Raw genomic sequence first — 14,169 nt, 5'->3', positions numbered from 1 at the left:
GGGGGCGGCTTCCCCCTGTCATCGTTCAGGAGTACGCCTCGTGAATCAGCCTGCCGAAACCCAGCCCAAGGTCAGCCTGGCGCAGTCCTCCCCCACCGTCGGCACGTTCCGCGAGCGGGACGGGGCGCTGGAGTGGAGCGGGCGGCAGGAGACCGTCCGCGTCGAACCCTGGGGGCCGGACGCGGTGCGGGTGCGGGCCCGGCTCGGCGGTCCGGTCCTCGACGGCCTGCCGGGGGCCCTGCTGGACGAGGCTCCCGCCACTTCCTCCACGGTCAAGATCGAGGACGGCCGGGCTCGGCTGACCGTCGGATCGCTGACCGTTGACATCGATGCCGAGGGCCAGATCCGCTTCCTGCGCACGGGGGACGGCGGGGAACTGCTCGCCGAGGAGCGCGCGCACTTCTGGTGGCCGGGCCCGCGGCTGTATACGGCGGTCGGGGGCGGCCACCACCGCCTGGAGCAGCGCTTCGCCGCCTACGACGACGAGAAGCTGTACGGCCTCGGCCAGCACCAGCACGGCCGCCTGGACCAGAAGGGCCTGGTGCTGGACCTGGTCCAGCGCAACGCCGAGGTCGGCATCCCGGTGCTCGTCTCCAGCCGCGGCTACACGCTGCTGTGGAACAACCCGGCGATCGGCCGGGTGGAGCTGGCGCACAACGGCACGCGCTGGGTGGCGGACGCGGCCCGGCAGATCGACTACTGGATCACCGCGGGCGACCCGGCCGACGCCCAGCGCCGGTACAGCGCGGTGACCGGCCGTACGCCGATGCTGCCCGCGTGGGCGGCGGGCTTCTGGCAGTGCAAGCTGCGCTACCGCACCCAGGACGAACTCCTCGCCGTGGCCCGGGAGTACAAGCGGCGGGGACTGCCCCTGGACGCGATCGTCTGCGACTTCTTCCACTGGACGCACCTCGGCGAGTGGAAGTTCGACCCGAAGGAGTGGCCCGACCCGGCGGCGATGGTCCGGGAGCTGGCCGAGCTGGGCGTCAAGCTGGTGGTCAGCGTCTGGCCCTCGGTGTCCCCGCTGTCCGAGAACCACGCGCTGATGGAGCAGCGCGGCCACTTCATCGGCACCCAGTACGGCCCGATGGCGCACGCCGACTGGCCGGACAAGGAGGTCGCCTCCACCGTCCAGGTCGCCTTCTACGACGCCACGAACCCCGAGGCCCGGGAGTTCGTGTGGTCCCGGATCAAGGCCAACTACCTGGACCCGTACGGCATCACCGCCTTCTGGCTGGACGCCTGCGAGCCGGAGCTGAAGCCCGGCTTCCCGGAGAACCTGCGGTACTGGGCGGGCCCGGGCCTGGAGGTCGGCAACCTCTACCCGGCGGAGAACTCCCGCACCTTCCACGAAGGCCTGACCGCGGCGGGCGAGACCGAGGTCGTGACCCTGAACCGCTCGGCGTGGGCGGGCAGTCAGCGCTACGGCGCCGCCCTGTGGTCCGGTGACATCGGGACCGACTTCCCGACCCTGCGCCGCCAGATCGCGGCGGGCCTCAACACCGCGCTCTCCGGCATCCCCTGGTGGAACACCGACATCGGCGGCTTCCACGGCGGCGACCCCGAGGACCCCGCCTACCGCGAGGTCATGGTCCGCTGGTTCCAGTTCGGCGCGCTGTCCCCCTTGATGCGCCTGCACGGCTTCCGCGACCCCGGTATGCCGCTGGGCCCGGACATGACCGGCGGCCCCAACGAGGTCTGGTCGTACGGCGAGGAGGCCGGCGCGATCCTGGAGCGGTATCTGCGGCTGCGCGAGCGGCTGAAGCCGTATGTGCTCGGGGTTATGCGGGAGGCGCACGAGGAGGGGCTGCCGGTGATGCGGCCGCTGTTCCTGGAGTTCCCCGAGGACCCGGCGTGCTGGTCGGTCGACGACGCCTATCTCTTCGGCCGGGATCTGCTGGTCGCGCCGGTGCTGACGGCGGGGGCCACGGCCCGGACGGCGTATCTCCCGGCGGGCGCGCGCTGGACGGACGCGTGGACCGGGCAGACGTACGAGGGCGGTGCCCGCGTGACGGTCGACGCGCCGCTGGACCGGATCCCGCTGTTCCTGCGGGACGAAGCGCGGCTGCCGATCGCGGAATGACGTGTGCGGCCGGTCCCGCGGGGGAGGGACCGGCCGCACCTCACCCGGTCAACTGCTGCTGACCGTGAGGTTGTTGGTGACGAAGTCCAGGCCGCCGGAGGACGAGGTGATCTCGTAGCCGAACTGGACGTCCCCGATCGTCTCGCTGCTGGACATCCAGCCCTTGGTGCTCGAGATCCAGGTGAGGATCGGCTTGATGTTCACCGTGCCGGAGCTGGAGTCCGAGGTCCGCAGGAACGAGAAGACCTCGTTGGCGCCGTTGTTGCCCTTGTACACGTTCCAGGTGTGCCCGCCGAGCGTCACCGAGCCCTGGGAGGTGCCGAGCGGGCCCACGGCGCCGTTGTAGTTGACCCACAGCATGATCTCGTAGTCGTAGTCCGTGTCCCAGATGTCGTACGACGTGTTGTAGGCGCCGGACGACGGGACGGTGACGTTGTAGCTGCTGGTCAGCGAGGCGAGGGAGGTGATCGTCTTGTTGACCACCTTCTTGCTGTTCGGGTACGACTTGATGCCGCCGGTGTTGGGGTGGTTGGCCCAGACGCCCCAGTTGGTCCCGGAGTTGGCCCAGACGCACTGGCTGCCCGCGCCGGAGCCCCAGATGTTGTTGTAGAGCGTGTAGCCGTTCAGGGTCGTGTTGCCCCACTGGTCGCAAGAGCTCCAGACGGCGGCGTGGGCGGGAGCGGAGGCGAGGCCGACGGTGGCGCCCAGGGCGAGCGCCGGGGCCAGTACGGCCATGGTGAGTTTGCGGAGCGTGCGGGTTGCCATTATTTTCCCCTTCCGGCCGGGAAGTACCCCGACCCGTGCTACTTTCGTTTCATCCCGTAAGGGATCGGTTCGGGCTGGACCGCGACCTCCGGGTCGGAAGCGCCCTCCTTGCGGAGGGAAGCGGAGTCACGGTGTCCCTTCCATGGAGCAAGGGACCTTCGGGGATGTCATGTCCCCAGAGCGAGGACGCTCTCTTCTCCGGCGACCAGGTCGATTGACAGGGCGCCGGAGGAAGTCCGGAGTTCTATGCGGTGGCTACGGGTGGGGCGTAGCACGGCGGTCTGCTGCTGCGGGCTCCAGGTGAGGTCGAGCTCCGCTCCGAACCGGGTGCGAATGCCTCGTAGTTCGCCCTTGGGGTACGCCGCCGGAACCGCCGCCAGCAGGACCAGGCGGTCCGGTGTGGACTGCACCAGCGTCTCGATCAGCACCGCGGGCAGGGCGTGGGCCGCGTCCGCGTTGTAGACGTCGCGGTTCGGGTAGTGCGCGCTCATCAGCGAGGCGTGGAAGAAGTCGCCGTCCAGGACCTGGCCGAGGGCGTGGGCGACGCGTTCGCCGTCGCGCAGGCGGGCCGCGACCAGGGCGTGGTGCAGGTGGCCATGGGCGGAGTCGTTCTCGGCGCCGCGCAGTTCGAGGGCGCGGTGGGCGGCGCGGGCGAGTCCGGGGGTGTCGTAGGGGTTGATCGCGTCGAGGGGCCAGACGCCGTAGAGGTGGCTCAGGTGCCGGTGGTCGTAGCTGTCCTCCAGGCCTGGCCAGGCCCATTCGGCGAGGGCGCCCTGGTCGTTGACGCGGTGCGGGGGAAGCCGGTCGGCGAGGGCTCGCCAGCGGTGTGCGTGCTCGGGGTGGTAGTCGGCGGCGGTGCGCAGGGCGTGCCGGGCCGCGTCGAGGTCCATGGCGGCGTTGAGGGTCCCCCAGCTCGCGTTGGCGGGACGGTTCTCGGGCGAGTAGGAGGGGACGACGACCGGCCGGCCCTGATCGTCGGTGCGGATGAGGAAGTCCTCGTAGAACCGGGCGACTTCGGCGAGCCACGCGCCGGTCTCGGGGTCCCGCGCGCCGCGTGTCTCGTCGTGGTCGACGAGGGGCTTGAGCAGCCAGTCGGCGCCCGCGGTCCACAGGTGGAGGGGGTACTCGCGGCTGTAGTGGCAGGTGTGGCCGGACTCGCCGTCGGTGTGCGCCGGCGCGACGACGCCCCGGGCGCCGAAGATCGCGCGAGCGTTCTCCCGCCAGTGCGGCAGCTGGCGCCGGATCAGAGCCGCCTGGGCCTCGGTGACCTCGGGGAGCGCCCCGGCGACGGCGGAGGCGGTCTGGAGGTTGAGGTTGGCGTCGGTGGTGAAGGCGCCGGACCAGGCGGTGTCCCAGTCGCCGGTCCACAGGCCCACCAGGCGGGGCGGGCACAGGCCGCTGCTGGACAGCAGGTGGTAGCGGCCGGCCGCGAAGAGACGCTCCAGCAGGGCCGCGCTCCGGGTCCGCTCGAGCAGTTCCGAGCCGGGGAGGGCGCGCTCGTCCGGGTCGGCGGCGAGGTCGAGGGTGACGCGTTCGTATGCGGGCCGGTGCAGGTCGGTGTGCCGGGCCAGGAGGGCGTCGTACGGCTGTTCGGCGTCGGGGAGCAGTGCGCGCAGGGCGCGGCCCTCCTGGAGGACGTCGATCTCCCCGGTGTGCCGTCGGACCCGGGTGAGCAGCAGTACGGAGGCGGTGCCCTCGACCCGGAGGCCGGGCGGCACGAGCGAGGGGGTGCCCTGGTCGACGACGACGAGGGTGACGCCGGTGTACGCGCGCTCGCTGTCCGGGTAGCGGGCGCGCAGGCCGAGCAGGGCGCCGTCGGGGGTGAGCAGCGCGCTGTGGCCGACGCCCAGGCGGTCGGGGGCGCCGGGGAGGCGGTGGTCGAGGGAGATGTCGAGGCGCGGGCCCGCCGTGGTGACCCGCTGGACGATCACGTCGTCCGCGCGGGAGACGAAGACGCGGCTGGTCCAGTCGGCGCACTCGGCGGTCGTCTCGCCGGTGGTGAAGTCGACGCGGCGCCGGTAGCCGTGGCTCTCGCCGGGCGGCCTGCGCAGCCGGGTCCGGAAGGCCGGGTGGAAGGGCTGCACCCACTGCAGGGGGCGGCCGTCGGTGAAGTCCTCGGCGGCGGTGGCGTCACCGGCGAGCAACCGGTCCTGAACCTCGCGGAGTTGGGCGGCCAGTTCCGGGGGGCGGGCGTGCTCGCTGCCGTTGGGGCGGACGAGGGTGTGCTGGGTGACGATGACACGGTCATCGTTCGGATCGCCGAACACAAGGGCGCCGTGGTGGCCGTTGCCGCTGAGAAAGGCGTCCTCCCAGCGGGCGGCCGGGGCGGGTTCCCAGGTGCCCTCAGCCCTTGACGGCACCGGTCAGCATGCCCTTCTTGAAGTGGCGCTGGACGAAGGGCGACAGCACGGCCACCGGAAGCAACGCCATCACCATGACGGCCATCTGCACGGCGAGTCCCGACAGTTGCCCCGTCTTGATGGCCTGCCCGAGACCCACCGGCGCCTCCTGCTTCTGCACCAGCTGGATCATGACGTTCTGCAGCGGCATCATGTCCTGGTCGTTCAGGTAGAGCGAGGCGTTGAACCACGCACTCCAGTAGCCGACCGCGTAGAACAGCGTGATCACCGCGATGACCGCCCGGGACAGCGGCATGACGATCTGCCACAGGATCCGGAAGTCGCCCGCGCCGTCGATCCGGGCGCTGTCGGTCAGCTCCTGCGAGATCCCCATGAAGAACCCGCGCAGCACCAGGATGTTGAAGACGCTGATGGCGCTCGGCAGGATCAGCGCGAGATAGCTGTCGGTCAGGCCGAGGGTCTGCACCAGCAGATAGGTCGGGATCAGACCGGCGCTGAAGAACATCGTCGCCAGCAGGGTCATCAGGATCCAGCGGTGGCCGAGCGACCCGCTGCGGGACAGCCCGTACGCGCACAGCACGGACACCGTCATCGAGAACGCCGTACCGACCAGGGTGACCAGCACGCTGATGATCGCCGCCCGGGTGACCTGCCCGCCGCTCAGCAGCTCCTGGTAGGCGATGATGGTGAGGTCCTTGGGGAGCATCACCAGACCGCCGGCCTCGTCGATGGTCTCGCGGGAGGAGAGAGAGGTGACGACGACGATCCACAGCGGGAAGAGGATCGCGAGGCAGGCGATCCCCAGCACGAGCGCCTTGCCCGCCAGGCCGACCTTCGTCGGCTCCTCCTCCCAGACGGGCCGGGGCGGGGCGGCCCAGGGACGCCGTACCGGCCGCTCCGCCGGCTTCTCCATGACCGCGGTCATTTCTTGTACACCCCCTGCTCGCCCATCAGATGGGCCACCTTGTTCGCGGCGAGGACGAGTCCGATGCTGATGACGCCCTTGACGAGCCCGGCGGCTGCCGCGTAGCCGAAGTCCTGGTTGCGGACGCCGTTCCACCACACGAAGGTGTCGAGCACTTCCGCCGCGCCCGGCCCCACGGCCTCGCGTTGGAGCAGGATCTGTTCGAAGCCGACGGTCAGCGCGTCGCCGACGCGCAGCACCAGCAGCAGTGCGATGACCGGCCGCAGCGCGGGCAGGGTGACGTGCCACATCCGGCGCCAGCGGTTGGCGCCGTCCATCGCGGCGGCCTCGTACAGATCGGGGCTGACCGCGGCCAGCGCGGCGAGGAAGACGATGATCCCCCAGCCCGCGTCCTTCCACACGGCCTGCGCGGTCACCAGGAACTTGAAGGTGCTCGGGTCGGTCATGATGTCGAGCCCGTCGTACCCGTGGTCCCGCAGCAGCTGGGAGAGCAGCCCGGCGCCGCCGAGCAGTTGCTGGAAGACCGCGATCACCAGCACCCACGAGAAGAAGTGCGGCAGATAGAGCACGGCCTGCGCGATCGCCCGCACCCGGGGCCTGACCACGCTGTTGATGAGCAGCGCCAGCAGGACCGGGATCGGGAAGAACAGCACGAGCTGGAGGAAGAACAGCACCAGCGTGTTCTCGACCGCCTGCCAGAAGGAGGAGTCCTCGAAGATCCGCTGGAAGTTCTCCAGGCCCACCCAGGGGCTGTTCAGGATGGAGACGACGCCGTTCTCGCTGATATACGGGTCGTAGTCCTGGAACGCGACCACATTGCCGAGGATCGGCACGTAGTTGAAGAGCAGGACCAGGACGACGGCAGGCACCGTCATCAGCAGCAGGACGCGGTCGCGTCGGAACCTGTGCCGCAGGCTCGGTCTTCCCGAGGGTGGCTTTCCGCCGGACCCGGTGACGTCGCCGGACGCCACCGGGAGCTTCTCCGTCGTGTCGGCCTCGGCCGTGCTCCGAGGCACCGTGCTGTGGGACACGGCCGTCTCCTTGCTGTGGTGCCCGGTCAGTTGGCCGCGGAGCCGTTCTCGTCGAGGAGCTGCTTGTACCAGTCGCGCAGCTTGTCGCCGCCCTTGCTCTTCCAGTCGGAGACCGCCTGCTGCATGTCGGCGACCTTCTTGCGGCCGCGGACGATGTCGTCCTCCAGCTGCTCGAAGTCGTTGGAGAGGTTGGTGTAGCGGCTCGGCTCGGTGATCTGCATGCCGTAGAAGGAGGACTTCTTGGTGAAGGCGCCCATCCGCTGCTGCCACTCGACCTGGCCCTTGGCGACCTCGGGGAAGTCGGGGTGCGCGATGGTCGCGGCGGGGCTGGCGACCATGACGTAGGCGTTCAGGACTTCGAGGTTGCCCTGGTCGGTCTTGGTGGGGACGCCGTCCTTGACGGTGTAGTGGGTGCCCTCCACGCCGTAGTTGGTCATCATGTACTCCTTGGTGCCGTACGGCGCCGCGGTGACGTTGGCGACGGCGAGCACCTCGCGGACGACCGACTCGGAGGCCTTCTTGTTGACGAAGGCGAAGATCCCGGCGGGCTGTTCGGCCCACATCGTGGGGTTGCCGCCGTCGTGGCCCCAGACGTCCATGCCCCAGATCTTGAAGTCCGGGTTCTGGACGGCCTGTTCGGCGGTACGGCTCCACCACTGGGAGATGTTGTTGGGGTAGATGAGGAACTGGCCCGAGGCGAACTTGGGGCCCGGGTCGGGGGCGTTCTTGCCCATCTCGGAGTCGGGGTGGACGACCCCGGCGGCGAAGAGCTTGCGGGACCACTCCAGCGCCTCGAGGTACCCCTCGGTCTCGATGCGGTTGATCAGCTTGCCGTCGGCCATGTTCCAGCCGAGCGGCTTCTCGCTGCCCGAGAGCACCCCGAAGGCCTGGAAGGCGGTCCACTTCATGTCCAGGCAGGCCCAGCGCTTGGCCTTGGCGTTCGTGATGTCCTTGGCTATGGCCAGGAACTCGTCGCAGGACGTGGGGACTTCGTAGCCCTCCTTGTCGAAGATGTCCTGGCGGTACAGGGGCACGATGCTGGGGGCCCAGGGCGACGGCATCGGCAGGCCGCGCAGCTTGCCGCCGAAGATGGAGCGCTGCCAGGCGTCCGTGGGGATCGCCGCGAGGTTCGGGTACTCCTTGACGGCGTCCCCGGAGAGGTAGGGGCCGAGGTCGGCGAACTTGCTGACGATGGCGCTCGGTATCTTGCCGCCCATGTTCCAGCCGGGGACCACCACGACGTCCGGGATGTCGCTGGAGGCGAGGACCGCGCCGAGCTTCTGGTCGTAGGTGTTGCCGTCCTGGTTCTGCCAGACGACGTCGACGCCGATGAGGTCGTTCATCGCGACGTAGTAGGCGTTGTCGCCCTTGGGCGGGGACCCCCAGAACGGCGACATGACGGTGACCTTGCCGCCCTTGCCGAGCTTCTTGGGCACGGAGGTCTTCAGCGTGGCGAGGTCCAGCTTGCCGGTGAAGCCGACCGCGGAGCCGTTCTTGGCGGCGATGTCCGGCACGACGACATTGCTGGCGACGTACGCCGGCAGGATCTTCTTGGCGTCCTTGCCCGAGGTGGTGCCGTCGCGCGAGCCGCTGTCCGAGCCGCCGCACGCGGCGAGCAGCGGCATTCCTCCCGCCACCGCTGCGGCGGCTGCCGCCGAGGAGGCGAGGAAGCTTCTCCGGCTGGGTGCGGAAGCTGCGGAGGAGGCGTTCGGCGTCATTGCGTCAACCCTTCATGGCGCACCTGGACACCCGGCGGTGGGCCGTCGGCTGCGGTGTCGTAAGTGGAACTGGCCGAGCTGAAGCGGGGCTTCGACGATCCACAGTGTCGAAGCGCTTCGAAGTTGCTGCGAGGTTAAGTGAACACCGGGGGGTGCACAAGGGTCGCTCCCAAGATTCCTCGGAGGTGTGCGCGGACGCCGGGACGCGTGCGCCACTTGAACATGTCGACTCGGAAGCGGTGCACGTCTTGACACCCGGGCCCGCGTCGAATGAGCATCGAAGCGCTTCGAAAGCGTCTCGTCGCTCCATCGCAAGGGGATCCCCACGTGACCGCACCCACGCCGTCCGCGCCACCGTTCCGTGATCCGCGACTGCCGCTCGCGAAGCGCGTCGACGACCTGCTGGCGCGGCTCACCCTCGACGAGAAGACCGCGTTCCTGCACCAGTTCGCCCCCGCCGTCGAGCGGCTCGGCGTGGCCGCCTTCCGCACCGGCCAGGAGGCGCTGCACGGCGTGGCCTGGATGGGCCCGGCGACGGTCTTCCCGCAGGCGGTCGGGCTCGGCGCGACCTGGAACCCCGAGCTGGTGCGCCGAGTCGGCGAGGCTGTGTCCCGGGAGACCCGCGCGATGCGCGCCCGCGACGAGCGCGTCGGCCTGAACGTGTGGTCCCCCACCGTCAACCTGCTGCGCCACCCCCTGTGGGGCCGGGGCGAGGAGGGCTACTCCGAGGACCCGAAGCTGACCTCGGCCATCGCCACCGCCTACACCTGGGGCCTGCGCGGCGACCATCCGGCGTACTGGCGCACCGCGCCGGTGCTCAAGCACTGGCTGGCCCACAACAACGAGACGGACCGCGACACCTCTTCCTCCTCGGTCCGCCCGCGGGTGCTGCACGAGTACGACCTGCGCGCCTTCCGGGAGACGGTGGAGGCGGGCGCGGTGGCCGGGGTGATGCCCGCGTACAACCTGGTCAACGGCCGCCCCAACCACGTGTCGCCGTATCTGCGCGAGCAGTTGCGCACCTGGACCGAGGAGGACCTGCTGGTCTGCTCGGACGCCGGCGCGCCCTCCAACCTGGTCGACTCCGAGCACTACTTCGACACCCACGAGGAGGCGACGGCCGCCGCGCTCCGGGCGGGCGTCGACAGCTTCACGGACCACGGCACGGACAGCTCGAAGATCGTCGGGCGGGTGCGGAAGGCCTACGAGCAGGGGCTGTTGACCGAGGCCGACATCGACACGGCGGTCCGGCGCCAGCTGTCGGTCCGGTTCCGGCTCGGCGAGTTCGACTCCGGCGCGTACGACGAGCCCGGCGCCTTCGACACCCCCGGACACCGCGCGCTCGCCCAGGAGGCGGCCGAGCAGGCGGTCGTGCTGCTCCGCAACGACGGGGTGCTGCCGCTGGCCCCGGACAGCCGGATCGCGGTGGTGGGCCTGCTCGCCGACGAGTGCAAGCTCGACTGGTACAGCGGCACCCTCATCCATCGCTCCACCCCGCTGGAGGGCCTGTACGAGCGGTTCGGCGCCGACCGCGTGGAGTTCGCGGAGGGCGTGGACCGGGTCCTGCTGCGGACTTCGGCGGGCCGGTTCCTGTACGCCCCGGCCGCCGACGCCGCCGACGAGGTGCGCGGCGCGGAGGGCGCCCTGGACCCGGCGCTGCTCGCGGGGCGCACCGATCTGCCGCCCCTGACCGCGGAGTCCGTCGGCACCGAACTGGCGCTGGTGGACTGGGGCGAGGGGGTGCTGACCCTGCGCGCCCCGGACGGCCGCTACCTCTCGGTCGCCGAGGACGGGTACGTCCGCGCCTCCGCCGACCAGCCCGGCGGCTGGGTCGTCCAGGAGACGTTCCGGCTGGAACCGCACGGCAGGGGACACCTCCTCCGGCACATCGGTACGGGTCGCCATGTCTCGGTCGCCGCCGACGGCGTGAAGGTTGCCGAGGCGGATCCGGAGGTCTTCGAGCTGGTCGTGGTCGAGCGCGGCGAGGAGGCGGTGGCCCGGGTGGCGGCGGGCGCGGACGTGGTGCTGGTGGTCGCGGGCAACGACCCGCACATCAACGGGCGGGAGACCGAGGACCGTACGACCCTCGCGCTCCCCGCCCACCAGGACCGCCTGCTGCGCGCGGCCCGCGCCACCAACCCGCACACCGTGCTCGCGCTGGTCTCGGCCTACCCGTACGCCGTCGAACCGGGCTCCCTGGCGGCCCTGCTCTGGACGGCCCACGGCGGACAGGCCGCCGGCACCGCGCTGGCCCGGGTCCTGGCCGGCGACGTCTCCCCCGCCGGGCGCCTCCCGCAGACCTGGTACGCGAGCGACGGCGACCTGCCGGACCTCCTCGACTACGACGTGATCGGCGGCCGCCAGACGTACCTGTACTTCGAGGGCACCCCGCTGTACCCCTTCGGGCACGGCCTGTCGTACGCGTCCTTCTCGTACGGCGACCTGGCCGCGCGGGTGACGCCGGACGGCGTGCGCGTGGCGTTCACGGTGACCAACACGGGCGACCGGGCGGCCGACGAGGTGGCCCAGGTCTACACCCGGGCCGTGGAACCGTCGGTGCCGCGCCCACGCCGTGAGCTGGTGGCCCATCGCCGGGTCACGCTGGCCCCGGGCGAGCGCGTCGAGCTGGCCTTCGAACTCCCGCTGTCGTGCTTCGAGTTCTGGGACGTGGCGCACGGCCGTCCGCACGTCGACCCCGGACCGTACGACGTCATGGCGGGCGGCTCCAGCGAGGACATCCGGCTGCGGACGACGGTGATCCTCGGTGGAGAGCCGGTGCCGCCGCGGGCGGTCCGTGAACACGGCCTGGACGCGGCGGACTTCGACGAGCAGAGCGGCGTCGCGATCGTCGACCGCGCGAGGACGGCGGGCGACGCGGTGACCCCGGCCGGGGACCGAGCGGGTGAACTGCTCTATCGCACCTGTGACTTCGGGTCGGGCGTCACCCGGGTGACGGCGACGGTGTCGGGCACGGGAAGCGTGGAGGTGTCACTGGACGGCGGCCCGGCGCGGGCGGCGCTGACGGCGGAGACCGGGGGCGGGCCCTACGACTACACCGAGCTGACGGCGGAGTTCGCGGCCGAGGGCATCCACGACGTCCACGTCAGACTGCGCGGCCCACTGCGGCTCGCGCACGTCGGCTTCTCCGGTTGAGGGTCCGGACCAGGCCGACGTACAGGAAGGGGCCCGGCACCGGAAGGCATCGGTGCCGGGCCCCTTCGGCGACGACGATTTCGCGTCATCACCAGCTTATATGAAAACGGTTCCCATTAACCAGGGGGTTCCGGCGGGAAAATCCCGCGCCACCGGAGCACGGCCGTGGCAGCCTGCGGCCATGCCAGCCGAACTCCGCGAGCACGCGGGCCGCCACTACGCCGTCCAGTTCACCTACGCCCTGCCCGACGACTCCTGGGCGGTGGAGCTGAGCGAGGCCAGGCCCGTCGAGCAGGGGCAGCTGCCCGGACGCGCCTTCATGGTGGCGTTCGTGCCGGACGAGGACCCGGCACTGGAACCGACCGTCCACATCCACAGCGACGACGAGCACGTGATCCCGTACGAGATCATGCGCTGGTTCATGGAGCACGTGGCGGAACAGGTGGAGAGCTGCCGGGCGGGCTTCGACGCGGCGCCGGGCTGAGGTACGGCGACGGCCGCAGCCCCCGCACAGTGGGCTGCGGCCGTGCCGTCCGACCTGTCCGTGGCAGGTCGGTCAGAGGGCGAGGCCGGTGAGGACCAGGACTCGCTCGTAGGTGTAGTCGTCCATCGCGAACTTCACGCCCTCGCGGCCCACACCGGACTGCTTGGCGCCGCCGTACGGCATCTGGTCCGCGCGGTAGGAGGGGACGTCGCCGACGACCACGCCGCCGACCTCCAGCGCGCGGTGGGCACGGAAGGCGGCCTGGACGTCGTGGGTGAACACACCCGCCTGGAGGCCGTACTTGGAGTCGTTGACCGCGGCGAACGCCTCGGCCTCGCCGTCCACCTTCTGCACCGACAGCACCGGGCCGAAGACCTCCTCGCAGGCCAGCGTGGTGCCGGCCGGCAGGTCGGTCAGGACGGTCGGGGCGTAGGAGGCACCGTCGCGCTTGCCGCCCGCGAGCAGCGTGGCGCCCGCCTCGACGGCCTCCTGGACCCACGCCTCGACGCGCTTGGCGGCGTCCTCGCTGACCAGCGGGCCGACGTCGGTCTTGTCGTCGGAGGGGTCACCGGTGACCTGGGCCTCGACGGCGGCGACGATCCGCGGCAGCAGCCGCTCGTAGACGGAGGCGTCGGCGATCACGCGCTGCACCGAGATGCAGGACTGGCCGCCCTGGTAGTTGGAGAAGGTCGCGATCCGGGTCGCGGCCCAGTCCAGGTCCTCCTCGCTCGCCCAGTCACCGAGCACGACCGCAGCGCCGTTGCCGCCCAGCTCCAGGGTGCAGTGCTTGCGGGGCACCGAGTCCATGATCGCGTAGCCGACCTTCTCGGAGCCGGTGAAGGAGATCACCGGCAGCCGCTCGTCCTGGACGAGGGCCGGCATCCTGTCGTTGGCGACCGGCAGGATCGACCAGGAACCGGCGGGCAGGTCCGTCTCGGCGAGCAGGTCGCCGAGGATCAGACCCGAGAGCGGGGTCGCGGGCGCCGGCTTCAGGATGATCGGCGCGCCCGCCGCGATGGCCGGGGCGACCTTGTGGGCGCACAGGTTCAGCGGGAAGTTGAACGGCGCGATGCCCAGCACGACGCCCTTCGGGAACCGCCGGGTCAGCGCCAGCCGGCCCTGGCCGCCGGGGTCGGTGTCGAGGCGCTGGGCCTCGCCGCCGTTGAAGCGGCGGGCCTCTTCGGCGGCGAAGCGGAACACGGACACCGCGCGGCCGACCTCACCGCGGGCCCACTTGATCGGCTTGCCGTTCTCGGCGGAGATCAGCTGGGCGATCTCCTCGGTGCGCTCGACGAGCCGGCGGCTGACGTGGTCCAGGGCGGCGGCCCGTACGTGCGCCGGGGTGGCGGCGAACTCGTCCCGCACGGCGTACGCGGCGGCCACGGCCTCCTCGACCTGGGCGTCGGTCGGCACGCTGACCTTGCCGACGACCCGGCCGTCCCACGGAGAGGTGACGTCGAAGGTGTCCTCGCCGGTGACCTGGCGGCCGGCGAGCCAGAACGCGTGGGTGGAAGTCATGTCTGTGAGTCCCGGCCCTTCCGTGGTTAGGGGGTGGTGTTCCTGGTTCGGGGTCCACGGTAGGGGCGCGGGAGCCGCGGGGCGTTTGTCCGAGCCGTAGTAGTGGCGCGCGGAGCCACTACGGAATGGAGT

The 14,169-nt window shown here is 71.0% G+C and carries 9 protein-coding genes; 3 read left to right on the top strand and 6 right to left on the bottom strand.

Features of this window, described 5'->3' with window-relative positions; all coding sequences use genetic code 11:
* Positions 1 to 40: 40 nt before the first annotated feature.
* Positions 41 to 2,083, top strand: coding sequence for a glycoside hydrolase family 31 protein (locus tag AC068Z_RS32190; protein WP_478563578.1), 2,043 nt, complete (start codon positions 41 to 43; stop codon positions 2,081 to 2,083).
* Between the two features lie 48 nt (positions 2,084 to 2,131).
* Here AC068Z_RS32190 and AC068Z_RS32185 read toward each other — a convergent pair whose 3' ends face one another.
* From AC068Z_RS32185 to AC068Z_RS32165, 5 genes are all read right to left on the bottom strand, one after another.
* On the bottom strand, positions 2,132 to 2,848 hold the full coding sequence (locus tag AC068Z_RS32185; protein WP_478563575.1) for a glycoside hydrolase family 12 protein: 717 nt from the start codon (positions 2,846 to 2,848) through the stop codon (positions 2,132 to 2,134).
* 167 nt (positions 2,849 to 3,015) lie between these two features.
* The gene (locus AC068Z_RS32180; protein ID WP_478563572.1) at positions 3,016 to 5,208 is read right to left on the bottom strand and encodes a glycosyl hydrolase family 95 catalytic domain-containing protein; all 2,193 of its coding nucleotides are present in this window, start codon (positions 5,206 to 5,208) and stop codon (positions 3,016 to 3,018) included.
* Positions 5,192 to 6,133: a carbohydrate ABC transporter permease gene (locus tag AC068Z_RS32175; RefSeq protein ID WP_478563569.1), complete on the bottom strand. Its 942-nt coding sequence runs from the start codon at positions 6,131 to 6,133 to the stop codon at positions 5,192 to 5,194. The genes AC068Z_RS32180 and AC068Z_RS32175 overlap by 17 nt, the downstream gene beginning before the upstream one ends.
* Positions 6,130 to 7,164, bottom strand: a complete 1,035-nt coding sequence (locus AC068Z_RS32170) for an ABC transporter permease (protein ID WP_478563566.1) — start codon at positions 7,162 to 7,164, stop codon at positions 6,130 to 6,132. The genes AC068Z_RS32175 and AC068Z_RS32170 overlap by 4 nt, the downstream gene beginning before the upstream one ends.
* Positions 7,165 to 7,190: 26 nt before the next feature.
* Positions 7,191 to 8,882, bottom strand: a complete 1,692-nt coding sequence (locus tag AC068Z_RS32165) for an extracellular solute-binding protein (protein ID WP_478563563.1) — start codon at positions 8,880 to 8,882, stop codon at positions 7,191 to 7,193.
* A 327-nt stretch (positions 8,883 to 9,209) separates the two neighbouring features.
* On the opposite strand from AC068Z_RS32165, the gene AC068Z_RS32160 reads away from it, so the two are divergent.
* Positions 9,210 to 12,035, top strand: coding sequence for a glycoside hydrolase family 3 C-terminal domain-containing protein (locus tag AC068Z_RS32160; protein ID WP_478563560.1), 2,826 nt, complete (start codon positions 9,210 to 9,212; stop codon positions 12,033 to 12,035).
* A gap of 181 nt (positions 12,036 to 12,216) precedes the next feature.
* The gene (locus tag AC068Z_RS32155) at positions 12,217 to 12,519 is read left to right on the top strand and encodes a hypothetical protein (RefSeq protein ID WP_478563557.1); all 303 of its coding nucleotides are present in this window, start codon (positions 12,217 to 12,219) and stop codon (positions 12,517 to 12,519) included.
* A gap of 72 nt (positions 12,520 to 12,591) precedes the next feature.
* On the opposite strand, the gene AC068Z_RS32150 is transcribed toward AC068Z_RS32155, so the two are convergent.
* A complete protein-coding gene (locus AC068Z_RS32150; RefSeq protein WP_478563554.1) occupies positions 12,592 to 14,037 on the bottom strand; it encodes an aldehyde dehydrogenase family protein in 1,446 nt (481 codons plus the stop codon).
* Positions 14,038 to 14,169: the final 132 nt, after the last annotated feature.

Source organism: Streptomyces sp. NPDC043726, assembly GCF_056436565.1.
Note: the sequence above shows the minus strand (reverse complement) of the source record. Positions and strands in the feature narration are given on the sequence as shown.

What these genes read in the sequence shown, in the direction of transcription:
- AC068Z_RS32175 (WP_478563569.1), bottom strand. Translation starts at nt 6,133, where the DNA reads ATGACCGCGGTCATGGAGAAGCCGGCGGAGCGGCCGGTACGGCGTCCC.
- AC068Z_RS32150 (WP_478563554.1), bottom strand. Translation starts at nt 14,037, where the DNA reads ATGACTTCCACCCACGCGTTCTGGCTCGCCGGCCGCCAGGTCACCGGC.
- AC068Z_RS32165 (WP_478563563.1), bottom strand. Translation starts at nt 8,882, where the DNA reads ATGACGCCGAACGCCTCCTCCGCAGCTTCCGCACCCAGCCGGAGAAGC.
- AC068Z_RS32185 (WP_478563575.1), bottom strand. Translation starts at nt 2,848, where the DNA reads ATGGCAACCCGCACGCTCCGCAAACTCACCATGGCCGTACTGGCCCCG.
- AC068Z_RS32155 (WP_478563557.1), top strand. Translation starts at nt 12,217, where the DNA reads ATGCCAGCCGAACTCCGCGAGCACGCGGGCCGCCACTACGCCGTCCAG.